This window comes from Chryseobacterium sp. MMS23-Vi53 (genome assembly GCF_047651245.1).
In the GTDB taxonomy this organism is placed as follows: Bacteria; Bacteroidota; Bacteroidia; order Flavobacteriales; family Weeksellaceae; genus Chryseobacterium.
This window is the reverse complement of the sequence record NZ_CP180265.1, coordinates 3,123,275-3,148,500: the sequence shown is the minus strand read 5'-3', so window position 1 is coordinate 3,148,500 and position 25,226 is coordinate 3,123,275. Positions and strand designations below refer to the sequence as shown.

Genomic DNA, 25,226 nt, shown 5'->3' with positions numbered 1-25,226 from the left:
AAATTCAAAGAAGTTTTAACCTAAGATTTAACTTCTTTTTTTATTTATATCCAAAAGATAGAATAGAGATATTCTACTATATATTAACCAATTAACGACTATAAAAATGAAAAAAATATTAATCGGTTTTGCTTTGGGCTTTGCGACATTGTCTTTTGCTCAGCAGTATCCAAACAACGGATGGGGAGACGATGACGGATATTCTCAAAATGATGGCTACTACAGCGATCAGGACGACCAAAATTATTTCCCTGATGATTACTACTACAATTATCCCCAGGATTATTATCAAAATGATTATTATCAATCGAATTATAACGATTACAGGAATAGTATTGTAAGTATCAACTGGAATGTATTTTTTAATCAAAACAGATTAGCTCCATGGCAGATTGATCAGATTTTAAGATTGAATAATCTGTATGTAAGCTTCTCTAGCTGGAACAATTATTATAGATACAATCCGGACAGATGGTATTACGACAGATTCTACGCGTTGCAAAGAATTATGGGACCGAGAGTTTTCGTGGTTTTCCAAAACAATTATTACCACGGTTACAGCCCGGTAGTGTACTTCCAGAATTACAGAAGAACACATTATGCTTCAATCTGCAGACCGATGCCTCGTTACAGAAGTGTGAATATCAATATTTACAGAGTAGACAGAGCGAAGTTTAATAGAAACAGCAACCCTACTTTCAATATTGTAAGAAGCCAAAGACCGAACAACGGATTCAGAGGTGGTGTAAGAGACGGAAATAACGGTGGATTCCGTAATCAGGCTGAAGTTAGAAATAACAACAATTCAGGTTTCAGAAACGATAATAATGGTGTGAGAAACAACGGTGGTTTCAGAGGTGGAAATGATAATGGAGTGAGAAACAATAGCGGTGATTTCAGAGGAAATGGAGGTTTCCGTGGAGGAAATGAAGTAAGAAGAGAAGAAGCTCCAAGAAGAGAAAATAATGGAGGCGGATTCAGAGGTGGTGAAGGTGGTTTTAGAAGAGGTGAAAGTTCTGCTCCGAGAGAACAACACAGAGGAGGAGAAAGTAGAGGAAACGGAGGTGGTTTCCGAAACGGATTTGCAAAGAATTAATTTTCATATATTATATTTAAGTGGTGTGAGGGCAGATTTTAGGATCTGCTCTTTTTATTTTCAATAATTTAATTATTAATATTAAAATTTAACATTTTTTGTGAATATTTTCGTTTAACTTTTATTTTAACTAATAATCAAAAAGATGTATAACAATTAATTAAAGATTTAAAAAGATGAAAAAATTAGTTTTAGCAATAGCATTTATCGGAATAGGAAGTTTTGCAATGGCGCAACAAACGACTACAACTCCACAAGACAGACAGGCAAAAAGAGCTGAAATGCAACAAAAAATGCAACAGAGAGAGCAGGAACATTTGGCTCAGATGCAAAAAGATTTGGGCTTAAATCAAGGTCAGGTAGAAAAGATCAAAGCACTTCAGGATAGAAGAAAAGCTGATATGAAAGCTGAGTTTGAGAAAAATAAAGACCAAAGACAAGCTAAGATGGAGGAAATGAAGGCGAAAAGAGCACAGATGGATGCGGACATGAAGCAGATTCTTACTCCTCAACAGTATGATAAATGGCAAGCGGATAGAAAAGCAAAAATGGAGCAGAGAAAAATGGCGATGAAGGAAAGAGGAGCAAGAGGAGGAAAGATGCACAAGCCAATGAATACGGCTACTCCTGATGCAAATTAATAGTTTATAATTTTTGATTTTTTAATGTTAAGTGGGCGGAATTTATTCCGTCCTTTTTTATTAATTTTCATTAAAACTTTTGATTTCGGGGTTTAATTCCCTAATTTTGACTATAAATTTATTACTTATGGTTAGCGAGAAAATTGCAAAATTAATTAACGAACAAATAGCTCACGAACAATACGCTGCACAATATTATCTTTCTATGTCTGCCTGGTTTTCTGCAAAAGATCTAGACGGAATTGCGAATTATTTCAGAGTGCAGAGCAAAGAAGAATTGATGCATGCAGATAAAATGTTTGATTATTTAAATGATGTTGGCGGAGAGATTATCATAGGTGAAATTGCAAAACCACCGCACGAATTCGTCAATGCAATCGACATTTTTGAAAAAGCGTTGGAGCATGAAAAGAAAGTAACGAAAAGTATTTTCAATATCGTGAAAAATGCTAACGAGGAAGGGGACTTCGCGACAACTTCTTTCTTACAGTGGTTCATCAACGAGCAGGTAGAAGAGGAAGCAAGCGCTTCTCAATATGTAACGAAAATCAAAATGGTATCGGATAACCCTTCGGCTTTATACCTTTTTGATCAGGAATTGGCGCAGAGAGTTTTTACTCCTGATCCAACGGCTTAATTTGATTATTTTTTTAATTGATAAAGTAAAAGAGACTGCCTTTTTGTAGACAGTCTCTTTTTTTATGTTTAAGATTTTTTAATAATAATTTTAGTGTTTCACAATCAGATGTACAGATTTTTTCTCTGAGCCTACCAGAATGCTTACAACATATACACCATTCGGAAGATCTGAAATGTTGAAATCTTTTTTACTGATTCCTTTTCTCATCGCTTCAGATTTAGCAATTATTTTCAGTGTTGTTCCGTTGTATTCTGCAAGAACGATATCCACATTTGCATTTTCTGTAAGGTTGAATTCTATCGTCGCATTGCTTGAAGCTGGGTTTGGAGATAGTTTTACATCCTGTAGAAGAATACCTTTAGCTTTAGCTTGTCTGCAAGCTTCATCACAGAACGGTTCTCCTTCATCCTGATCTTTCTGATTATTGCTTACCAAGAAATGGCAAACGCTTCCATACAATTCTTCTGGTTTTCCGGTAACAGTTTGAGACACTGCAAAATCGTATTCTTCCAAAGTAGAAACACTCGTGTTTTCTTGTTGGAAAGTCATATAAACAGGAAGGAATTCATCTGGTTTCAACATTACATTTCCGATATATGCGTTGGAAGGATCAATTAAAATGAATTCATGTTCATTATAATTAAATATCTGAAGTCCTTCCATTTTTTTACCACCATCTTCCCATCTTTGCCATCCCAGATCACTTAATTTAATAATCACTCGGTTTACACTTTTGAAAGGGACATTAGAATCTTTAATTAAATTAAACCTAATATCAAAAGGACTGTCGAAATCAAAATAATTACCAAAAAAGAATCCTGTTTTCTTAGGGAATGTGCCTGCTAAGTTAACGAGCTTGGTATTTCTTGTTACAATATTATTATTGTTGGTAACGTTTGGCTGAATAGGAGCATTCGGGCCTGGATTTTCATTAAACATAGGATCTTCAGGAGATACTATTCTTCCCAAGAAACAAACAACATTATCCGTAAGTCCGCCGTAGATTGCAGGATTTACCGGAGTCCATTTAGCATCGATAATATAAGTTTGTCCCGGAGCAAGAGCAGGAATTTTAAATCCTTGTCCAGTTGCATATGCATTTGAAGAATTAAATCCTGTGTAAGGTGTTGTTAATTCTCCACCAGCAGAATATCCATTAATTAATTGAATTCCGTTCCAAGAGTTTGGCCAAGTTTCACCGGTAGAGCCCATTGTCCAATATAATCTTGCAAAACTTGGTGCAGAAGTTGTACAACCGATATTTCGTACTCGGAATCTCATTACATTATGTCCTAAAGTTACAGCATAACCCGGATCCTGATGGGTAAGATTTAATAAAGCATTGTTGGTACGTCTGTTCCATATATCTTTACTTTGATAAATATTTGCCCAAGTTGTTGCAGAAGGATTTGGCTCTAAACCAATATCTGCGGAACTGTCGAATGCTGCTAAACTAAAGATAGATTTAGCTTTTACAACTGCAGCATAAGCATTTACCAATCCGTATCCCATTTGGCTATTCCATGTACCGTTTGGTCTTCCGGAGGTTGTACTATACCCGTAAAGATCTGTTCTTGTTTTCTGTGCTGTTTGTTCTATAATATCTCTTACCTGCTGACCAGTCAGGCATGGATTTACAGATAAAATCAAAGCTGCAACACCTGCAATTACAGGACATGCAGAAGATGTGCCGTTGAAGTTTGGTGTATAGTTTGAAGGATCATAGCCATTGCTGCCCTGTCTGTCTGAAGTAGGCATTTTTACTCCAGGAGCCATAATGTCTAATTGACTTCCATAACAACTACCCCACCAGTTTTCTCCGTCACAAGAAGTCGGATTTTTTCTTTCTCCACAAGGGCTAAGCGCTCCAACCACCAAAATTTTAGGATTCCAGACTCCAGGATATCTTATGTTTGTATTATTTTCATTTCCTGCTGCGAAAACCACTACCATTCCTTTTCCACCTCTACCATTCGTTAAAGCATTTGTAATGGCATTCTCAAGAATAGTTGATGGAGCATAACCTCCCCAAGAATTACTGATAACATCCACATTGTTTGCTGTAGCCCAGTTGAATCCATTGGCAAGTTGCTGAGGTGTATCCGAGAATGTAAGACTTATACTGATAGAAATTAGTTTTGTATTGGGAGCAACACCACTTCCTCCAAGATTATTGTTTTGAACCGCTCCTGTAATACCTGCGCAAGGTGTAGCATGATCTCCTCTTACAATTGAAGGTGCAGTATTTGTCTGCGCGTCAAATCCTGTTCCGAATACGTTTGCTGCCAAATCCGGATGATTCATTTCAAAACCATGATCATAGATTGCAGTTTTTACATTAGCGCCAGTAGAAAGTGTCCATGCCTGTTCAGCTTTTATATCTATTCCTGTATAAGCAGCACCATATTGTCCTGTGTTTTTCAATGACCATTGGTTGGGAAATGAGGGATCTGCTGTTGTCTGAAGATTATGATAAATAAATTCAGGTTCCGTACTTTCAAATTTTCCTGATTCATAGAACAAGTTTGCCATTTCTATGGCGGTTGTAAGTGTAGAATTTTTGTTACAAGCTAGTGTAAACCAAAGCGGCATATATTCATTATAACCAAGTACTTCGGTATTATTTTTAGTTGCTAGTTCTTTTAAAATTTTAATATCTTCTTTAGATTTCAGTTTTACATAGAAATTATTCGACATTCCCATTTTTTGTCCTTCAGCGGTTACAAAACACGGGGCTGCAGTAATTACATCCGGATTAGCATTTTTTTCTTTAATATTTGAAATATATTGTTCGTCTGTAATTGTGGCATCAGACTCCACTTCCACATAAAATGTTTTTTTATTGTCTGATACTTTTCTTCCATCTATAAAAAGAGAATTTTTGGTATAGCTTTCTACAATTGGTGTTTTTGCTTTTAAATTTTTTGCAATTTTATCTGTGTTTAATGAAATTGCAATCGATGATTTGTCTAATTGCAGAAAATACTTTTTCCCATTGTAGTAATAAAAGTATTTAGATTGTGCACTCATGCTCAATATCATAAAGAGCGATAAGATGAGGGTAAATATTTTAATTTTCATAGTTATTTTTATTGTGGTTAATGATTTTTTTAATGGTAATAAAACATCAACCTAGGGAGGTTTTAATAGAATCTTCGGCATAATTCCTGTATTTATAAGGTTATTAAAGTTTTTGTTTAAATTATTTAAATTCAGCTATTTAAATGATTATAGTTAAAGGTATAAGAAATTAATACTAAGTAAATAGTGGGAATGATTAACTGAGGTTAATTACTGATTAACTGTAACAATAAAAATGATAAGTGCTTCACTTACCAATCACCTTAAAATGATATTTGTATAGAAATAAAGTTCAAACAAAAAAGCCTTGTCTTTCGACAAAGCTTCAATCAAATATTCATTTACTTTATTAGAATAGCTCTCCGGCTACTTTTTTAATATTATCACTCTTACCCATCGAATAAAAATGAAGGACAGGAACTCCAAAATCCAGTAATTCTCGGCATTGGTTTATCGCCCATTCAATTCCGATCTGCTTCACAGCTTCATTATTTTTAGCATTTTCCACTTCATTGATTAACTCTTCCGGTAAATCAATCTTAAAAATCTGAGGAAGGATTTTCAAATGTTTTTTCGTTGCAATCGGCTTGATTCCGGGAATAATAGGAACCGTAATTCCCATTTCGCGAGCTTTTTTCACAAACTCGATGAATTTTTTATTATCAAAAAACATTTGCGTTACGATATAGTCTGCACCTGCATCTACTTTTTGCTTCAGCCATTTAAGATCATAGTTCATTGAAGGTGCTTCCATGTGTTTTTCAGGATAACCCGCCACTCCTATGCAGAATTTATTATGCTCTTCACATTCTTCATCCTGATTATGAAGATATTTCCCACGCCCTAAGTCATTAATTTGATGAACCAGATCCATCGCACTTGCGTGGCCTCCCTGAGTCGGCTCAAAATACTGATGTCCTTTCATGGCATCACCTCTCAAAGCCATGATGTTGTCGATTCCGAGATACATACAATCTACCAAAAGGTATTCTGTTTCTTCTTTCGTAAAACCTCCGCAAAGCAAATGCGGAACGGTATCTACATTATATTTATGCTGAATGGCCGCACAAATCCCCAATGTTCCGGGACGCATTCTTGTAATTCGGCGTTCCATCAAACCGTTTCCTTTGTCGATGTAAATATATTCTTCTCTGGAAGTCGTTACATCGATAAATGGAGGCTTAAATTCCATTAAAGGATCGATGTTTTTATATAAATCTTCAATCCCTATTCCTTTTTGGGGCGGAACTACTTCGAGGGAAAATAATGTTTTGCCATTGGCATTTTTTATATGGTCGGTGATTTTCATTATTAATTATAATAGTAAGTTTTTATTTGAATTAAATTCCGTCTGCCAAATTAGGATTCAGCCATTTTCTCGCCTCCTGAAGAGAAATACCTTTTCTTTCAGAGTATTCTTTTAACTGGTCTTCTGCAATTTTTCCTAAACCGAAATACTTGGCGTGCGGACTACCGAAATAATATCCCGAAACTGCTGCTGTTGGGAACATGGCTAAACTTTCAGTTAAATAAACTCCGATTTCTTCTTCCACTTTTAAAAGATCCCAAATCGCGTGTTTTTCCAAATGATCGGGACAAGCCGGATAACCTGGAGCCGGACGTATTCCTTTATATTTTTCGGCAATTAATTCTTCGTTGCTTAAATTTTCCTGATTCGCGTAACCCCAATATTCGGTTCTTACTTTTTTATGTAAAAATTCGGCGTACGCTTCTGCAAAACGGTCCGCCAAGGCTTTTACCATAATGGCGTTATAATCATCATTCGCTTTTTCATATTCTTCCGCCAATTCATCAGTTCCGAAACCTGTTGTTACACAGAAAGCTCCCATATAATCGGTTTTTCCTGAACTTTGTGGCGCGATAAAATCACTTAAAGCCAGATAATCTTTACCTTTCGAACGTTGAGCCTGTTGTCTTAATGTTAAGAATTTTACTTTCTGTTCATTATTTTCATCGAAGATTAAAATATCATCCGTTTCATTCGAATTAGCCTTAAAAATTCCGAAAATAGCTTTTGCGGTTAATAATTTTTCATCTAAAATTCGATTTAAAATTACCTGGGCATCTTTGAACAATTCCTTTGCCTGAGCTCCAACAACCTCATCTTCTAAAATCTGCGGATATTTTCCATGCAAATCCCAGCTTCTGAAAAACGGTGACCAGTCAATGAAAGGTAATAATTCCCTCAAATCCTGATTTTCAAAAACCTTAATTCCTAATTGATTGGGTGTAAAAATTTCTTCATTTTCCCAATCGATTTTAAATTTGTCTTTTCGGGCATCTTCAATCGAAACATAATCTTTATCAACCTGTCTGTTCAGGAATTTTTCTCTGAATTCAGAATAATCGTTCTTTAAATCCTCGACATATTCTTTATTTCTGTCTCCCAGCAATGAACTTACCACGTTTACCGCTCTGGAAGCATCATTCACATGAACAACAGCATTTTTATATTTTAAATCGATTTTCACCGCGGTATGTGCTTTTGAAGTTGTTGCACCACCGATTAATAAAGGAAAATCTAAATTTTGTCTTTCTAGTTCTGAAGCGATGTACACCATTTCATCCAAACTTGGCGTAATCAATCCACTAAGTCCGATAACATCCACTTTTTCTTCAATCGCAGTCTGGATAATCTTTTCGGCAGGAACCATCACTCCAAGGTCGACAATTTCGTAATTGTTACAACCCAAAACAACGCTCACAATATTTTTACCAATGTCATGAACATCACCTTTTACGGTCGCCATCAAAATTTTTCCGTTGGCTGGTTTCGAACCGTCTTTTTCCGCTTCAATGTAAGGTTGCAAATAAGCCACCGCTTTTTTCATCACCCTTGCCGATTTTACTACCTGTGGCAAGAACATTTTTCCGCTTCCGAAAAGATCTCCGACAACGCCCATTCCCGTCATTAAATTAACTTCAATAACGTGTAATGGCTTTTCTGCCTGCTGTCTGGCTTCCTCAACATCTTCTTCGATGAAACGATCAATTCCTTTTACCAAAGCATGAGTAATTCTATCTTGTAATGGCTTTGTTCTCCATTCCAGATCCTCAACTTTTTCTTTTTTTACCGATTTATGTTTTTCGGAATAGTCAAGAAGTCTTTCTGTGGCATCTTCTCTTTTATCAAGAATTACATCTTCAACTAATTCGAGAAGCTCCTTATTAATTTCATCATAAACCTCCAACATTGCGGGATTTACGATTCCCATATTCATTCCCGCCTGAATCGCGTGGTATAGGAAAACTGAGTGCATCGCTTCTCTTACGGTATCATTTCCACGGAACGAGAACGAAACATTAGAAACTCCCCCACTCACGGAAGCATAAAGTAAGTTCTGACGAACCCATCTCGTTGCTTCAATGAAGTCGATTGCATTTCTTCGGTGTTCATCCATCCCGGTTGCGACGGGGAAAATATTTAAATCGAAAATAATATCTTCAGCAGGGAAATTTAACTTATTCACCAAAAGATCATAAGAACGCTTTGAAATTTCGATTCTACGTTCGTACGTATCGGCTTGCCCCACCTCATCAAATGCCATGACAATCATAGCAGCTCCATATCTTTTAATCGCTTTTGCCTGTTTGATGAATTCTTCTTCACCGCCTTTTAAGCTGATAGAATTTACCACACATTTTCCTTGCGCAACCTGCAATCCGGCCTCTAAAATCTCCCATTTTGAGGAGTCGATCATCAAAGGAATTCTGGAAATATCCGGCTCGGAAGCAATTAAATTCAAAAATTTAATCATGGAAGCTTTTCCGTCGATCAACCCGTCGTCGAAATTGACATCAAGAATCTGTGCTCCGCCTTCAACCTGATGACGTGCGATATCCAATGCTTCCGCAAACTTTTCTTCTTTTATTAATCTTAAAAATTTCTTTGAACCGGCAACATTGGTTCTTTCACCAACGTTGATAAAATTGCTTTCCGGTGTAATAATCAAAGGCTCAAGCCCCGATAATCTTAAATATTTCATCAATTTATTCTTCTAAAATAAAATATGCGTTATTCGCATTTTGCTTCAGCAAATCCACATGTTTGCCCAAAGCGGTGAAAATTGGAAACCTTTTGTATGCCAAATTGTGTTCTCTGGCAAATTCTTCGATTTCCTCTGTAATTTCATTATAATATAAATAGCTGTAATTCGGGAAAAGGTGATGAGCAACATGAAAGTTGAAATTCCCCAGTACATTTCTTACGAACCAGTTATTTTCCTGTAAATCATTGGTGACTTCAAACTGATGGTGAAGCCAACTGAATGGCAGTCCGTTTTTTTCATCCAGTTTCGGAAAAGCATTATCAGGAAGCGGATGCAAAGGCAACAGCACAAAAAGTGCAAAAATACTCGCTGCAATCACCTGTAAAAACCAAGCTCCCAAAGCTAAACCAATGGATACCTTAAAAAATAAAACGGGAACTGCAATCTGATAGAAAAAATAGAACAGTTTATAGGCAACCATTTTAATTTTTTCTTTGGTCGGAATTGCTCCCTGTGTTTTCAGAATGACTCTTTCACTATCAAAAAAATCTCTGAAATCACGGATAAACATCCAGTTGAACAGATATAAAGGATACACTAAAAAGAAAAAGAAATGCTGATATTTCTGAACGCCTTTTGCTTTGATCCATGGAACGATTAACAATAGCCCGCTCTGTTCAATGTCGGTATCCCATCCATCAACATTCGGATAAGCATGGTGGCTTGCAATATGTCTTTTTTTCCAGATATACGAATTTGCTCCCACAAAATCGAAAATCTGTAAAACCAGACAGTTTAATCTCTTACTTTTATAAATATTATTGTGGGCCGCTTCGTGAATTAAATTTAAATAAATCAACACTAAAGAAATTCCCATCAACACAAAACTCGAAATATAAATCCACAGCTTATCAGCATTGAAAAGCGCAAACACATATAAGCCAAAATAGACCAAAGGCAAAATAATGGCTTTGATCTGAATATAAAGATCCCTGTTTTCGGGAATGGCTTCTATACGCTGGTTCACTTTCTTTCTTAATTCATTAAACAGTTTTGCATCCTCTGAATCTTTAAGGTAAATCGGTTTTTCCATTACTTTAAATTTTATGATTTATTTAAAGTTAATATTAAAAACTGTTTACTTTTTTATCAATTCAATAAAAAAAATCTATTAAATCAGACAAATTCATTCAATTTTCTTGGCGGATATTGTGAAACTAAATCTCCAATTGCCTTGATATGTTCCGGCGTTGTTCCGCAACAACCTCCGATAATATTAATTAATCCTTTTTCAACATATTCTTTGACCTGACTCGCCATATCTTCCGGCGTTTCATCATATTTTCCAAAAGCATTTGGCAGACCGGCATTCGGATAAGCGGAAACAGCAAATTCTGAATTGTGAGCTAATGTCTCCAAATACGGTGTCAATTGGTTTGCTCCTAAAGCGCAATTGAAACCTACGCTTAATAAATTCAAATGAGAAACTGAGATTAAAAATGCTTCTGCAGTTTGTCCGCTCAATGTTCTTCCTGAAGCATCGGTGATCGTTCCGGAAACCATGATCGGGATTTTAATTCCTCTTTCATCCTGAAGTTCGTCGATGGCGAATAAAGCTGCCTTTGCATTTAATGTATCGAAAATCGTTTCCACCAAAAGAATATCTGATCCACCGTCTAATAAAGCTTCACATTGCTGTTTGTAGGCAACTCTTAGCTCTTCAAAAGTGATTGCTCTGTAACCAGGATCGTTTACATCAGGACTTAAACTTGCTGTTCTGTTTGTTGGGCCGATGGATCCTGCTACAAATCTTGGTTTGTCAGGATTTTGAGCCGTGAATTCGTCACAAACTTTTCTGGCGATTTTTGCAGATTCATAGTTCAATTCATACACTAAATCTTCCATGTGATAATCTGCCATCGCAATAGTTGTTCCTGAAAACGTATTGGTTTCGATGATGTCTGCGCCTGCTTCCAGATATTTTTTGTGAACTTCTTCAATCGCCTGAGGTTGCGTTAATGACAACAAATCATTATTTCCTTTCACAGGATGCTCCCAATCTTTGAAACGTTCGCCACGGTAATCTTCTTCCTCAAATTTGTATCGCTGAAGCATTGTTCCCATTGCTCCGTCGAGAATTAAAATTCTTTCGGATAATGCTTTGTATAGTTGTTCTGAATTTTTCATTTTATTTATTTTTCATCGTTGAATTAATTCGTGATTGATATTTTATCCATAGGATTTTACCTACGGCTATTGTTGTTGAACCCTTCGGGTTCATTATTAATCCAATGCCTGTTTTAAATCTGCAATGATATCATCTACATTTTCCAGACCTACTGAACAACGAACCAAACCTGCCGTAATTCCTACTTCATTTCTTTCTTCGTCCGATAATTTGGAATGCGTTGTAGAAGCCGGATGTGTCACAATCGTTCTTGTATCACCTAGGTTTGCGGAAAGCGAACACATTTTAATTTTATCTAAAAAGTTTCTTCCGCCTTCAATTCCGCCTTTTATTTCGAACGCTACGATATTTCCGCCCAATTTCATTTGCTTTTTCGCTACTTCATAACTTGGATGAGATGGCAAGAAAGGATATTTTACCAATTCTACCTTCGGATGACCTTCTAAAAATTCGGCAACCTTTAAAGCATTCTCGCAATGTTTTTCAACACGGATCGCCAAAGTTTCTAAACTTTTTGATAACACCCACGCATTAAAAGGTGACATTGCAGGACCAGTGTTTCTTGCGAAAAGATAAATCTCACGAATCAAATCTTCTCTACCAACCGCTACTCCACCCAAAACACGACCTTGACCGTCAATTAATTTTGTAGCAGAATGAACTACGATGTCTGCTCCGTATTTTATCGGCTGCTGCAAATAAGGCGTTGCGAAACAGTTATCCACAATGAAAATTAAATTATGTTTCTTTGCGATTTGACCGAAAAATTCTAAATCCAACACTTCAATTGCAGGATTGGTAGGCGTTTCCAGATATAAAATCTTTGTGTTTGGCTGAATATATTTTTCAACATTTTCTGCATCTTCGGCTTTGAAATAGGTTGTTTCAATATTCCATTTCGGGAAATATTTTGTGAACAAGGTATGTGTAGAACCGAAAACCGACTGACAGCTTACGATATGATCACCCGCATTTAACAAAGTGGCAAAAGTTGAATAAATCGCAGCCATCCCTGTTGCGAAAGCATATCCTGCTTCTGCACCTTCCATCTTCGCAATTTTATCCGTAAATTCTGTTACATTCGGATTTGAAAAACGGCTGTATAAATTCTTTGGCTTTTCTTCTGCAAAACTCGCTCTCATATCTTCCGCATCCTGAAAAATAAAGCTGGATGTTAAATATAAAGGCGTTGAATGCTCATCAAACTGAGTTCTTTCGGTTTGGGTTCTGATCGCAAGTGTTTCAAAATTTGAAAGTTGCTCGTTGCTAGTTTCTGGTTGAAAATTATCGCTCATAAACTTTTATCTTTTATAAAATATCAATTTAAAAATCTTTTTTACAAATTGTTATATTGATACATTATTATATTGTTACATTAATTTATTTGATAGGATTTCATCCTAACGTTATTTTATTATTTCGTTCCATAGGTTTTACCTACGGCTATTGATATTGGAACCCTTTCGGGTTCACTGATTATTTTGTTTCGCTTACTCTTAAAATGTCTCCGAAAACACCTCTTGCAGTTACCTGTGCTCCGGCTCCAGCTCCCATGATGACAATCGGATTTTCTCCATAACTTTCTGTATAGATTTCAAAGATTGAATCTGAACCTTTCAGTTGTCCTAGCGCAGAAGTGGCAGGAACAGAAACCAGTTTTACATCCAACTCACCTTTTTCTTTTTGTAAATCTCCATGAAGATCTCCAACATATCTTAAAACATGATCAGGTTCTTGGCTCTCTTTGATTTTTTGATATTCTTCGTCTAATTCTTCCAGTCTTGAAAGGAATTCAGATTTTGAAACTTCAAGCAGACTTTCAGGAACAAGATTTTGAATATTGATATCTTCAAATTCATTAATCAAGTCTAATTCTCTCGCCAGAATCAACAACTTTCTAGCAACGTCATTTCCAGATAAATCTTCTCTTGGATCTGGTTCTGTATAACCTTTTTCCAAAGCTTCATTAATAATTGTGGAAAACTTATCATCTCTCAAAGAAAAATTGTTGAAAACATAACTCAATGTTCCTGAGAACACCCCTTTGATTCTTGTGATATTTTCTCCTGAAAGGTGTAATAATTTAATCGTATCAATTAATGGTAAACCTGCACCAACATTGGTTTCGTATAAATAACGTCTGTTATTTTTGTTCAACGTATATCTTAGTTTACGGTATTCTTCGATCGGAAGCGTATTGAAAATTTTGTTAGAAGAAACCAGATCGAAACCGTTTTCTGCCAAAGCATGATAATTGTGGACAAAATCTTTACTTGCCGTATTATCTACAACAATCAAATTTTCAAGTTGATTTTCTTTTGAGAAATTAATTAATTCTTCAACATTAGAAGGATTTTGAGCCGTTACAACCTCATCATTCCAATTATTATCAAACCCTTTTTTGTTGAATGCAATTTTTCTTGAATTGGCTACCGCAACCACTTTAAGATCGATTTTTTTACGTCTCTTAATTTCTTCTGATGATTCTAAAACCTGTTCAATCAAAGTTTTTCCGACATTTCCATGTCCTATAATTGCCAAATGAACCGTTTTCGGTTTTTTAGAAATTTCAGATTCGATGATATTTTTTGCTTTTTCGTCCTGCGAAGAAGTCACAACGATATTGATACGTTTTTCGCTTGCCACTTGGTTTAAAAGCAATGGAAAAACATTATTTCTAGCCAATTCTGCCAAAACTTTGTTGAAATCCTCCGCTACAAAACCTAAAACCGACACATTATTTATGCTGTAAATCTGAGAAACTTTCCCTGATTTTCTTTCTGCTTCAAATTCATCAATCAGGCAATTGACCGCTTTTTCAGAATCACTTTCCTGAACTAGGATCGAAATTCCGTTTTCGATGGCCTGCTGGGAAATAACCCCAACACTGATTCTCGCCAAAGTAAGCGCCTTGAAAATTCGTCCGTCAATACCGATTTCTCCCAAGAAATCCTCTCCTTCAAACTTGATGATTGACCTGTTTTTTAAAAATTTTATTTCATTTACATTTTTCATCGTCTACAAAATATTTTTAATGATATTATTTAATTGTTCGTATTCCATTAAGAAGGCATCGTGCCCATGAATTGAGGTGATCTCGTGATAAAAAACATTTTCCTTTTTTTCTTTCAGCTTTTGATAGCACATTCGGATTTCAGAAGCAGGGAAAAATAAATCGGTATCAACGGAGATCATGTGCATTCGTGCGTGGATGTTTTCCAGTTGATGTTCATCGGTATTGATGTTCATCAGCAAATGATTCATCAGCTTGTAAGATTTTAAACTAAATCTTTCGTTTAAAGCGTTTCCGTGATAAATCAGCCAATCTTCAGACTCTAATCTCTGTTTTTCCTGATTGTATTTATTTTGAAATCTTTCATTTAACGATTCCGGCGTTCGATAGCACAACATCGCATGAATTCTGGCTTTTTGTAATGGTTCATCATTTTGATTTAATAAAAACTTCTGAACCAGACATTGTGCATGAAGCCAGTCGTGGGTTTTAAAATCGCAGGCAATAGGAATGAAAATCTCGGCAAGATTTGGTTGTTTCACCAACATTTCCCAACCGATCCCTCCTCCCAGAGAACCTCCAATAATGGCGTGTAAACTTTTAATATTTAAAATTTCAAGACCTTGCAAAAAGATATTGGCAATATCTGAAGGTGTGAAATCTTCATAATTATCAATTAAAAAATCATCATATCCGTTTCCAGGAATATTGAAACACAGAACTGTATATTTTTCGGTATCAATAACCTGATTTCTACCAATTAATTTTTTCCACCATCCTTTTTCTCCCGAAACATCTGAATTTCCGGTTAAAGCATGATTAACTAAAATTATAGGTGCTGAAAACAAGTCTTTCCCGAAAAGCTGATAGCTCAACGAGATATGATATTCCTTATGGGAATTTGTAAGATACGCGAGATTAATATAGTTTAGTTCTGTTTTCAATTCTATTATACTTTTTGATAATACAATTGAAAATGCCACAGGAAATGGCTGAAAAAAGATTCAGTAGTTATCTGTCCAAAATAATTTTGGTAGAACGTAGCACCTTCATTGCTTGCGCAAAGGGTTGCTAAGGTTTCACAGGGTCTAATCCCTCAACCTTTCTTGATAACATTTTCAATATTTGAATGATCGAATGGTGCAAAGATAAAACTTTTCTTTTAAATATTTATAAAAATTTAATTTAATATAAAAAACTCCGATAAACAGAAGGTTTGCAAGAGCATATTAATTATAATTCAAATTTAATAAGTTGGAAATTTTTAGCAAAAAAACTAACTTCGTAATGAAAAATGTTGAAATATGAGTACCGAAAAACAAAGATTACAAGATAATAACTGGAAAAATTGGGGACCATACGTCAGCAACCGACAATGGGGAAATGTACGTGAAGATTACAGTTCCAACGGCGATGCATGGAATTTTGCCAATCATAACACTGCCGAAAGCTACGCCTATCGTTGGGGCGAAGAAGGAATTGCCGGAATTTCCGATGCAAAGCAGCTTTTCTGTTTCGCTCTATCCTTTTGGAATAAGAAAGATAAAATGGTAAAAGAGCGTTTCTTTGGGCTGAGCAATCCTCAGGGAAATCATGGGGAAGACATCAAAGAACTGTTTTATTATTTAGATAACACACCGACTCATAGTTATATGAAAATGGTGTATAAATACCCTATCAATGCGTTTCCTTACGATGAAATCCGTGCAGAAAATGCTAGAAGAAGCAAGAAAGAACCGGAATATGAAATTTTCGATACCGGAATTTTTGATAAAGATGAATATTTTGATATTTTCATTGAATATGCCAAAGCTGACCACAATGATTTTTTAGTTCGAGTAACAGTTTTCAACAGGAGTGATGCTGATGCTCCGATTGTAGTTGCACCGACTGTTTGGTTCAGGAACAACTGGAAATGGGGATACAACACATATAAAGGACAAACGAATGCTTCGTATGAAGGTTGTATCGATATTAATCATGACAGTATTTCGATCAAAAAGTTTTATTCCAGAAATATGAATGCAGAAAGTGTTTTCTGTGATAATGAAACCAATTCTCCGAAATTATATGGAGCTCCTTATCCGGGAAATACCTATTATAAAGACGGAATTAATGACTACATTACCTATGGAAGCAACACCGTAAATCCCGAAAAAAGGGGAACTAAAGCTTCTTTTCTAATTGATGAAATGATTGAAGCGAGACAGTCTAAAACATTTGATTTCAGATTGTCACCGAATGAATTAGATGAACCATTTTATCAGTTTGATGAAATTTTAAAGACAAGAATCTTTGAAGCCAATGAATTTTATGATGAAATTCAGAATGATGTAACGAATGATGATGAAAAAAATGTTCAGAGACAGGCTTTTGCGGGTTTGCTTTGGAATAAGCAATTTTATCATTACAACGTCGGAAAATGGCTTAAAGGTGATCCTAATTTTGAAGCTCCGAGAGATTTCAACAATTACGTAAGAAATACGGAGTGGAATCACATGCACAACAAAGACATCATTTCGATGCCCGATAAATGGGAGTATCCTTGGTATGCGACTTGGGATTTGGCTTTCCACTGTGTTCCGTTTGCGATTATTGATGCTGAATTTGCGAAAGGTCAGCTTCTTTTGCTGACGAAGGAATGGTACATGCATCCGAACGGACAACTTCCGGCTTATGAATGGAATTTAAGTGACGTAAATCCGCCTGTTCATGCATGGTCTTGCTTCAGAGTTTTTAAAATTGATGAAAAGCAAAACGGAAAACCGGATCTTTTATTTTTAGAAAAAGTTTTTCAGAAATTGTTGTTGAATTTCACTTGGTGGGTCAACCGAAAAGATAAAAACGGGAAAAACATTTTTGGAGGAGGTTTCCTTGGACTCGATAATATTGGAGCTTTTGACCGAAATATGGAGCTAAAAGACGGTCAGCATCTAGAACAAGCCGATGGAACGAGCTGGATGGCAATGTACGCTTTGAATATGATGCGAATTGCCATGGAATTGGCTCAGTATTACCAGGTTTATGAAGATATGGCGATTAAATTTTTTGAACATTATCTTTATATTGCCGAAGCCATGGAAAATCTGGGAGATGGTAAAAATGGGCTTTGGAACGAAGAAGATGGATTTTTCTATGATGTTTTACAACTTGGAAACGGAGACAGTGTTTCGTTGAAACTGAGAAGTATTGTTGGCTTGATTCCGATGTTTGCGGTGGAAATTATTGATCATCATCTACTGGATAAAATGCCAAATTTCCAAGCGAGAATGGAATGGGTTTTAAAAAATAAACCTGAACTGACAAAACTTGTTTCACACTGGGAAGAAGAAGGACACGGAAGAAAGCATTTAATGAGTATTCTCCGCAAAACGCGTTTAACAAAAGTGCTGAGTAGAATGCTGGACGAAAAAGAATTTTTAAGCCAATATGGTATTCGTGCAATGTCTAAAGTATATGAAGAGAATCCTTTTAAATTTTCCGTTCATGGAAATGAAAATGTAGTTTATTATACCCCCGCAGAAAGCGACAGCAGAATGTTTGGCGGAAACAGCAATTGGAGAGGTCCGATTTGGTTTCCGATTAACTTTTTGATTGTTGAAAGTTTGCAGAGATTTCATTTTTATTATGGAAATAGTCTGAAAGTTGAATTGCCAACAGGAAGCGGAGAAAAAAGAAATCTAGATGAAGTGGCACAAAATATCAGCGGAAGATTGTGTTCTATTTTCCTGAAAGATGAAAATGGAGAACGTGCCTTCAATGGTGGAAATGCAAAATTTAATTATGATGAAAATTTTAAAGATTATATCACCTTTTTTGAATATTTTCATGGAGATAACGGCCGCGGAGTCGGCGCATCCCACCAAACGGGCTGGACAGCGACAGTTGCTAAGTTGATGAAACCGAGATTGACAATTTAATGAACATTTTTAATATAATTTAAGCCTCTTTTTTAAGGGGCTTTTTATTATTCATCACATAATATTAATTATTTCAATAATGAACCTCTCCATTATAGTCAAAATCTATTTTCTCATTAAGATAATAATATATTTTATCTAAATAATATAAAAATTCAATATAAAATTCAAAATTACGTTATTTTTTTCACAACAAAATATCTATATTAGCGCCATAAAACCTAATAATTATTTTTTATGAAAGGAAAATTACTGCCTATCGCAATGGTACTCTCAACTATAGCGATGACACACTTAAAAGCTCAGGAATATCAGCCGATGCCGGTACAAAGTGGTTTCAATGCCGATGTTATTGCCAACGGAGTGGGTACAGCAGCTTCTTCAACCAATACCGATGTGGATGGTGTAAGCTACGCATTTATTTCTCGCGACTATCAACTGACAGCAACAAGTACTCCCCTTACTTATGGTCTTCCGGTAAACGGAATTATCAATTCTGCTGTTGGTTCTACTTCCGGGTTATCTTATCAAATGGCATCTTACAGTGCAAACAATTCATTAAGATTACAAAATATAGGAGACAATGGCACTTTGGTATTTACAACACCTCTTCCGGCAATCAGCTTATATATGTTGGCAACAGGAGGAAGTGGAGCCTGTACAGTAGATGTTGATGTAAATTTTACAGATAATACTTCACAAACATTTACAGGATTAAGTATTGCTGACTGGTACGGCGGAACAAATTACGCTATTCAGGGAATCGGAAGAATTAACATCACCAACAACAATCTGGAATCCGGAAATGGAACAAACCCAAGATTATATCAAATTCCATTAGCAATAAATGCTGCAAACCAGTCTAAAAGTGTAAAAAGTGTAACTGTAACGAAAAACGGAACAGGTGGTATCCCAAATATTTTTGCATTCTCTGCAGATGCTTACAATTCTTGCGGATCGCCATCGAACATCACTTATAGCTCAACAATGGATACTGCAACCCTAAGCTGGACTGCTCCAACCAATGCTCCATCTTCAGGATATCAATATTATTACAGTACATCTCCAGTTGCTCCATTGGCTACACAAACTCCTTCAGGAAGCGTGGCAGCAGGAGTTACCTCTGCAACAATTAATAATTTAGCTACAGGACAAACTTATTATTTTTGGGTAAGATCAAACTGCGGCGGTTCTCAAGGATTCTGGAAAATGAAAGAATTTACAACGGGACAAATTGCTGCGACTTACACATTAGGAGATATCAATACAGAATACAACAATTCAGGAGTTACAACTTCATCTACAACAAACTGTCCTGGAACAGTTTCTGTAACCATTCCTGCTGGATATAAAATTAAATCTACCGCTGTTTCTTACAACATGACTACAGCAAGCAACGGTTGGATGAGCGAACAAAGAACTTTATTGGTTTGTTCAACAAATGGTGTAGCTGAAGCATCAGTAGCTTCTGGATCGGGATCTACAGGAGGAACTTATTCTTACAACAGAACAGGACTTACTTTAGCAAATGATCTTACAGGAACCGTAAACTTCGACCTTAGAGCTTGGAGAACTTACGGTGGAACAGATTGTACCACTGAATATAACAAGGTCGACAACGGAACATTCACAGTAACGGTTACTCTTCAGCCAACCAGCTTAGCAACAAGTGAAGTGTCTGCAAAAGAAAAAGAAAGAATCGCTTATCCGAATCCATTCGTAGATACTTTATACATCGAAAAAGCTGAAAATGTGAAAAAAGCTGTTGTAACGGATCTTTCAGGAATCGTTGTAAAAACAGTAGATAATCCTTCTTCTACATTGTTCTTAGGAGAATTAAAATCTGGAATGTATATTTTAACAGTAACAATGAAAGACGGTTCTGTGAAAAGCACAAAAACAATCAAAAGATAAATAATTTACACACACATTCATACTGAAAAGAGGGGGCAAAAATAATTTTTGTCCCCTCTTTGTTTTTTTATATTTAAATTAAATCTATGCTTCTACAAGCTTTCCGTTGACAAAAACTTCATACCCGATTTCAACATTTGGTTCTAATGTTTTAGAAACAGAACAATATTTTTCAAAAGATAACTGAGCTGCCTTCTGAGCTTTTTTAGGATCGATATTTCCTTCCAAAAGAAATTTAACTTTAATTGATTTAAAAGGTTTTGCATCATCCACAGGAATTCTTTCTCCTTCTACCTCAGCTTTGAAATCTGTAATTTCCTGTCTTTGTTTTTTCAAAATAGAAATTACATCAATTCCGCTGCATCCTGCAACTGCCATCAAAACACTTTCCATCGGCGAAACTCCTTTCGCTCCCGGTTGCGTTGTGTTATCTAAAAGAATTGAGTTACCCTGAGAATTGGTTGCCTCAAATAAAAAATCGTCGTTGATTCTATTAAGTGTTATTTTCATTGTCTTGTTGCTTGTTGCTTGTTGCTTGTTGCTTGTTGCAAAATTATAAAATTCCCCTCGCTTTTATCTCCAGATATTTATTGATAACATCGATATTTAAATTCTCTGGCAGTGTATAAACCGTATAAATTCCGTATTTACGAAGTTCCTGGATGATTAATTTCTTTTCAAACTCAAATTTTTCTGCAATAATTTCATCATAAATTTCCTGCATACTTTCCGGATTTTTATGGATCAATGTCTGCAATTCAGAATTTTTAAAGAAAACCACGACCAATAAATGGTTTTTGGCAATTCCACGAAGATATTTTAACTGACGGTTCAATCCATCAAGCGTTTCAAAATTGGTGAATAATAGTATTAAACTTCTTTGATTTAATGAATATTTTACATCCTGATACAATCGGTTGAAATCACTTTCAAAAAAATCTGTTTTGATGTTATAAAGAGCTTCAGAAATCTTTCTTAATTGTCCTGATTTATTTTCCGCAGCGATCTTATTTTCTGTTTTTTTCGAGAAAGTCATCATTCCGGCGCGATCACCTTTTTTCAAAATGATATGTGACAAAGCCATTGTCGCGTTAATCGAATAATCCAGCAGACTCAATCCGTTGAAAGGCATTTTCATGGTTCTGCCTTTATCAATCAACATGAAAATTCGCTGAGATTTTTCATCCTGAAATTGGTTCACCATCAATCGATTGGTCTTCGAAGTTGCTTTCCAGTTGATCGTTCTGATGTCATCTCCGGGAACATATTCTTTGATTTGTTCAAATTCCATCGTATGTCCCAACTTTCGGACTTTTTTGATTCCGCCTAATAAAAACTCGCTCTGCAAAGCCATTAATTCATATTTTCTTAAATGGATAAATGATGGATATGCCGATAAATTGGCATCTTTCTGAAAATTGAAACGCTTTGATACCAACCCCAAAGGCGAAGAAACATACACATTCAAGCTTCCAAAATTATATTCTCCCCTTTCTTTCGGCTCTAAAATATATTGAAAAAAGCTATTTTTCCCCGATTCAATTTCCTTCTCAATCAAAAAATCTCTCTTTTGAAACTGAAAAGGAATTTCGTCGATTACCTTTAGGTGAATCTTAAAATTATAATTATTCTTAATGTCAATTTTCACAGGATTTTCGTCTCCGTTTGACATTTTTTCCGGCAAAATTCTTTGTGCTAAAATTCCATCTTTCTGATTAAAAACCAAAAGATAGTCCACCATCGCTGCCAGAAAGCACAACAGCAAAACGATGTGTGCCACAATCATCAAAAACGGAAAGAAAAATGCAAAAACATACAGTATCCCCACTCCTATGAGCGCAAAGAAAAAACGTGTATTGATGTATAAGTTTTTCATTTCTTTTTTAGGTTGCAGATTTTAGATTTTAGGTTGCAGTTTTGTGACTGTTAAGTTTTTTTTTAATTATTTTAAGGAATTGATTAATCCATTTAGCATTTTTGAAATTTCAATTACATCTTGATTAAGTTTTAAATAACTTGTTTCATTTAGAAAATGAAGATTTCTTGAAATAATTAATTGAGTTTCAACTTCAGCACAGCTTCCTCTTGAAATTCTCAAAAATTGTAAATAATCTAGTTTGCTTCTCCTAGAGTTTCCTTCCGCAATATTCGATGGAATCGAAACGGAAGCTCTTCTAATTTGAGATTTCAACCCAAAAGTTTCATCTTTAGGAAATGTTTCAGTTGTTCTGTAAATTTCAGTTACAAAATCAATAGATTTCTGCCAAACCAAAAGCTCTTTAAAATTAGCCATACATGAAATTTTTAAACGTCGAATTGCAAAACTACAATCTGCAACCTTTTACCTGCAACCTACCTAGGAATCTCTATTCCCTCTAAAATTTGTCTGATAATTTCGTCTGCCGTTAAGCCTTCCATTTCTCTTTCAGGCGACACGATTACTCTATGCCTCAACACGGCATAGCTTGCTTCTTTGATGTCTTCCGGAGTTACAAAATCTCTTCCTCTTAGTGCGGCGAAAGCTTTTGAGGCAGATAATAAAGCTAAACTCGCTCTCGGAGAAGCACCTAAATAAAGGAATTGGTTTTCTCTTGTATTAATGATGATTTTAGCAATGTATTCCATCAGGTGAGATTCAACAATGATTTCCTTTACCAGATGTTGATAATTTTTCAATTGTTGAGCTGTGATTACCTTATTTACAACTTCGGTTTTATCTTCTTTTTTACTTTCGTGCTGATTTTTGATGATTGCAATTTCCTGATCTAAATTTGGGTAACCTACATTTATTTTAAATAAGAAACGGTCAAGCTGAGCTTCTGGAAGTCTGTAGGTTCCTTCATGCTCAATAGGGTTTTGAGTAGCCACAACCAAGAACGGTTCTTCCATCATGTAACGGGTTCCGTCCATTGTGATCTGTCTTTCTTCCATTACTTCAAACAATGCAGCCTGCGTTTTTGCAGGTGACCTGTTGATTTCATCAATTAAAATAAAATTAGAGAAAATCGGACCTTGTTTAAATTCAAATTCAGAATTTTTAACGTTAAAAATTGATGTTCCTAAAATGTCAGAAGGCATCAAATCCGGCGTAAACTGAATTCTGCTGAAACCAACATCAATAGTTTTTGCCAATAATTTTGCCGTAATTGTTTTCGCAACTCCCGGAACGCCTTCTATCAAAACGTGTCCGTTTGATAAAAGTGCAGCCAAAAGATGTTCGATCATACTTTCCTGACCGACAATTACTTTCCCAATTTCAGCTTTTACTTTTTCTAAACTTGTGCGAAGTTCAATCATATCGATTCTCGACTGAAACTGTTCTTCTTTTTTATCTAAATTAATAGAGCTTTGAGGTTCTATATTTTGGTTTTCAAGGTTTTCCATATCTTTTTTAATTTAACAATTTAGCAATGTAAAAGTTTATCAATCAAATAATTGTTACATTGTTATATTTTTAGATTGTTATATTTTAAATTAATTGTTTTCCAATCCATTTTTTAAGTCTGATTGGATTTCATCCAACCCTGTTCTAAGTCGTCCCTTCGGGACTTCCATTTTTATTTTAAAATTTGATCCAGCAATTTATTCATTTTTGCGAGATCTTCTTTCATAACATGAGTGTAAGGATCTTGTCCTTTTTTAATTAAAACAATTGCTTCCTGAATCATTTCAATCGGTTTTCCGGTTTTTAGCTGAAGTTTTTTTGCAAATTCTTCATCTAGATTTTGGGTATCAATTAAAAGATCCATTCTTACTTTATTTAAGAAATATTGAGCTTTTTTCGCCATCATATCGTGAAAATCCCCTTCCTGCAAATATAAATTCCCAATACTTTTTACAAAATCAACCGACGTATTTTTCAATGGTTCGATAACCGGAACGATTCGCTGTTTTCTCTTTGCATTAAAGAAAATAAACAACAACAATCCTCCCAACAAAACCCACCAAGCGTATTTCAAAACCGGATTTGAAAGGATGAATCTTAGGAAAAATCTTGATTCGTGAGATGTACTTTCCACAAACCACAACGTTTCTTTATCATCAAGATACGAAAAAACATCTTGTGCATATTTTACATTTCCAGGCTTTAGTAAATAATAATTGGTGATGAAAAGCGGTTCTGCATGAACATAAATATTCCCTTTTCCGAATTTTACCTTAATAAAATTCGCCTGATCATCATTATTTTTTTCAACGGTTTTCCCTAGAACTTCCACATTAGGTTTAATGAAAGTAAAGCCTTTTCCGGAAGGAAATTTATCTAATTTAATGAAATCGTTCTGATATTTTGTATCAGTTAATTTTAAAACATTTTCCTCTTCAAAAGAAAGTTTGGAATCGTAATAGCCGATACTGTCGGAAATTTCTTTCGGAATATTGCTCACAATCAACATTGCATTGGAACCGCTGGAAACCTGTTCTAAAATTTTGCTCCACGAAGGTCTATCGATATCATTTTCGATGACTAGAATATTGTGTTGATCCTTTTTATTTTTTTCATAAAAATCATAAGGAGTCTGATCGATTTTTTTAACCTTATTTTTAAAAAGATCCTTTATTTCATGATTAAAAACAAACAATCCAAATGGCGATTTCTGATTGATATCGAAATTTTTTCTCCAATCCGTAGTTTCCTTTTTGTTGACTTCAAACAACGCCAGAATAATCATCACAATGACGAAAATTACAGCATATATTTTGAAAGTTTTGTTCATGGTAAAAG

18 protein-coding genes and 1 riboswitch are annotated in these 25,226 nt (G+C 35.4%); of the genes, 5 read left to right on the top strand and 13 right to left on the bottom strand.

The genetic code is table 11. The features are described 5' to 3' along the window. Nucleotides 1-106 precede the first annotated feature (106 nt). From ACKX2A_RS14080 to ACKX2A_RS14070, 3 genes are all read left to right on the top strand, one after another. Nucleotides 107-1,096 carry a hypothetical protein gene (locus tag ACKX2A_RS14080; RefSeq protein WP_415325383.1) on the top strand — a complete coding sequence of 330 codons (990 nt, stop codon included), beginning with the start codon at nt 107-109 and terminating at the stop codon, nt 1,094-1,096. A gap of 176 nt (nt 1,097-1,272) precedes the next feature. After that, nucleotides 1,273-1,737: a hypothetical protein gene (locus ACKX2A_RS14075; RefSeq protein WP_415325382.1), complete on the top strand. Its 465-nt coding sequence runs from the start codon at nt 1,273-1,275 to the stop codon at nt 1,735-1,737. Between the two features lie 127 nt (nt 1,738-1,864). Further along, complete coding sequence (locus ACKX2A_RS14070; RefSeq protein ID WP_415325381.1) at nt 1,865-2,374, top strand: ferritin; 510 nt, start codon at nt 1,865-1,867, stop codon at nt 2,372-2,374. 90 nt (nt 2,375-2,464) lie between these two features. Here ACKX2A_RS14070 and ACKX2A_RS14065 read toward each other — a convergent pair whose 3' ends face one another. The 8 genes from ACKX2A_RS14065 to ACKX2A_RS14030 all read right to left on the bottom strand — a co-directional run bounded on the left by ACKX2A_RS14065 (nt 2,465) and on the right by ACKX2A_RS14030 (nt 15,613). Beyond that, nucleotides 2,465-5,407: a S8 family serine peptidase gene (locus ACKX2A_RS14065; protein ID WP_415325380.1), complete on the bottom strand. Its 2,943-nt coding sequence runs from the start codon at nt 5,405-5,407 to the stop codon at nt 2,465-2,467. A gap of 400 nt (nt 5,408-5,807) precedes the next feature. After that, nucleotides 5,808-6,767, bottom strand: a complete 960-nt coding sequence (gene metF / locus ACKX2A_RS14060) for a methylenetetrahydrofolate reductase [NAD(P)H] (RefSeq protein ID WP_267405835.1) — start codon at nt 6,765-6,767, stop codon at nt 5,808-5,810. Nucleotides 6,768-6,798: 31 nt separating this feature from the next. After that, the gene (gene metH, locus ACKX2A_RS14055; protein WP_415325379.1) at nt 6,799-9,465 is read right to left on the bottom strand and encodes a methionine synthase; all 2,667 of its coding nucleotides are present in this window, start codon (nt 9,463-9,465) and stop codon (nt 6,799-6,801) included. A 4-nt stretch (nt 9,466-9,469) separates the two neighbouring features. Continuing rightward, entirely contained in the window at nt 9,470-10,561 is a 1,092-nt protein-coding gene (locus ACKX2A_RS14050) for a fatty acid desaturase family protein (protein WP_415325378.1), read from the bottom strand. An 83-nt stretch (nt 10,562-10,644) separates the two neighbouring features. Further along, nucleotides 10,645-11,655 carry a homocysteine S-methyltransferase family protein gene (locus ACKX2A_RS14045; RefSeq protein ID WP_415325377.1) on the bottom strand — a complete coding sequence of 337 codons (1,011 nt, stop codon included), beginning with the start codon at nt 11,653-11,655 and terminating at the stop codon, nt 10,645-10,647. A 96-nt stretch (nt 11,656-11,751) separates the two neighbouring features. Next, nucleotides 11,752-12,951, bottom strand: a complete 1,200-nt coding sequence (locus tag ACKX2A_RS14040; RefSeq protein ID WP_415325376.1) for an O-succinylhomoserine sulfhydrylase — start codon at nt 12,949-12,951, stop codon at nt 11,752-11,754. Nucleotides 12,952-13,132: 181 nt separating this feature from the next. Then, nucleotides 13,133-14,671, bottom strand: a complete 1,539-nt coding sequence (locus ACKX2A_RS14035) for an ACT domain-containing protein (RefSeq protein ID WP_415325375.1) — start codon at nt 14,669-14,671, stop codon at nt 13,133-13,135. Between the two features lie 3 nt (nt 14,672-14,674). Further along, entirely contained in the window at nt 14,675-15,613 is a 939-nt protein-coding gene (locus ACKX2A_RS14030) for an alpha/beta fold hydrolase (RefSeq protein WP_415325374.1), read from the bottom strand. Nucleotides 15,614-15,677: 64 nt separating this feature from the next. Next, nucleotides 15,678-15,785, bottom strand: a riboswitch (SAM riboswitch). Between the two features lie 188 nt (nt 15,786-15,973). Here ACKX2A_RS14030 and ACKX2A_RS14025 point away from each other — a divergent pair. Both ACKX2A_RS14025 and ACKX2A_RS14020 read left to right on the top strand, forming a co-directional pair. Then, nucleotides 15,974-18,589, top strand: a complete 2,616-nt coding sequence (locus tag ACKX2A_RS14025) for an MGH1-like glycoside hydrolase domain-containing protein (protein WP_415325373.1) — start codon at nt 15,974-15,976, stop codon at nt 18,587-18,589. A 237-nt stretch (nt 18,590-18,826) separates the two neighbouring features. Continuing rightward, nucleotides 18,827-20,503 carry a T9SS type A sorting domain-containing protein gene (locus ACKX2A_RS14020; protein WP_415325372.1) on the top strand — a complete coding sequence of 559 codons (1,677 nt, stop codon included), beginning with the start codon at nt 18,827-18,829 and terminating at the stop codon, nt 20,501-20,503. A gap of 84 nt (nt 20,504-20,587) precedes the next feature. Here the strand turns inward: ACKX2A_RS14020 and ACKX2A_RS14015 are convergent, their stop codons facing one another. From ACKX2A_RS14015 to ACKX2A_RS13995, 5 genes are all read right to left on the bottom strand, one after another. Continuing rightward, on the bottom strand, nt 20,588-21,013 hold the full coding sequence (locus ACKX2A_RS14015; protein ID WP_415325371.1) for an OsmC family protein: 426 nt from the start codon (nt 21,011-21,013) through the stop codon (nt 20,588-20,590). A gap of 43 nt (nt 21,014-21,056) precedes the next feature. Further along, a complete protein-coding gene (locus ACKX2A_RS14010; protein ID WP_415325370.1) occupies nt 21,057-22,379 on the bottom strand; it encodes a DUF58 domain-containing protein in 1,323 nt (440 codons plus the stop codon). 66 nt (nt 22,380-22,445) lie between these two features. Then, complete coding sequence (locus ACKX2A_RS14005; protein WP_415325369.1) at nt 22,446-22,796, bottom strand: four helix bundle protein; 351 nt, start codon at nt 22,794-22,796, stop codon at nt 22,446-22,448. Nucleotides 22,797-22,855: 59 nt separating this feature from the next. Further along, on the bottom strand, nt 22,856-23,887 hold the full coding sequence (locus tag ACKX2A_RS14000) for an AAA family ATPase (protein ID WP_415325368.1): 1,032 nt from the start codon (nt 23,885-23,887) through the stop codon (nt 22,856-22,858). A 173-nt stretch (nt 23,888-24,060) separates the two neighbouring features. Continuing rightward, nucleotides 24,061-25,218: a DUF4350 domain-containing protein gene (locus ACKX2A_RS13995; protein ID WP_415325367.1), complete on the bottom strand. Its 1,158-nt coding sequence runs from the start codon at nt 25,216-25,218 to the stop codon at nt 24,061-24,063. Nucleotides 25,219-25,226 lie beyond the last annotated feature (8 nt).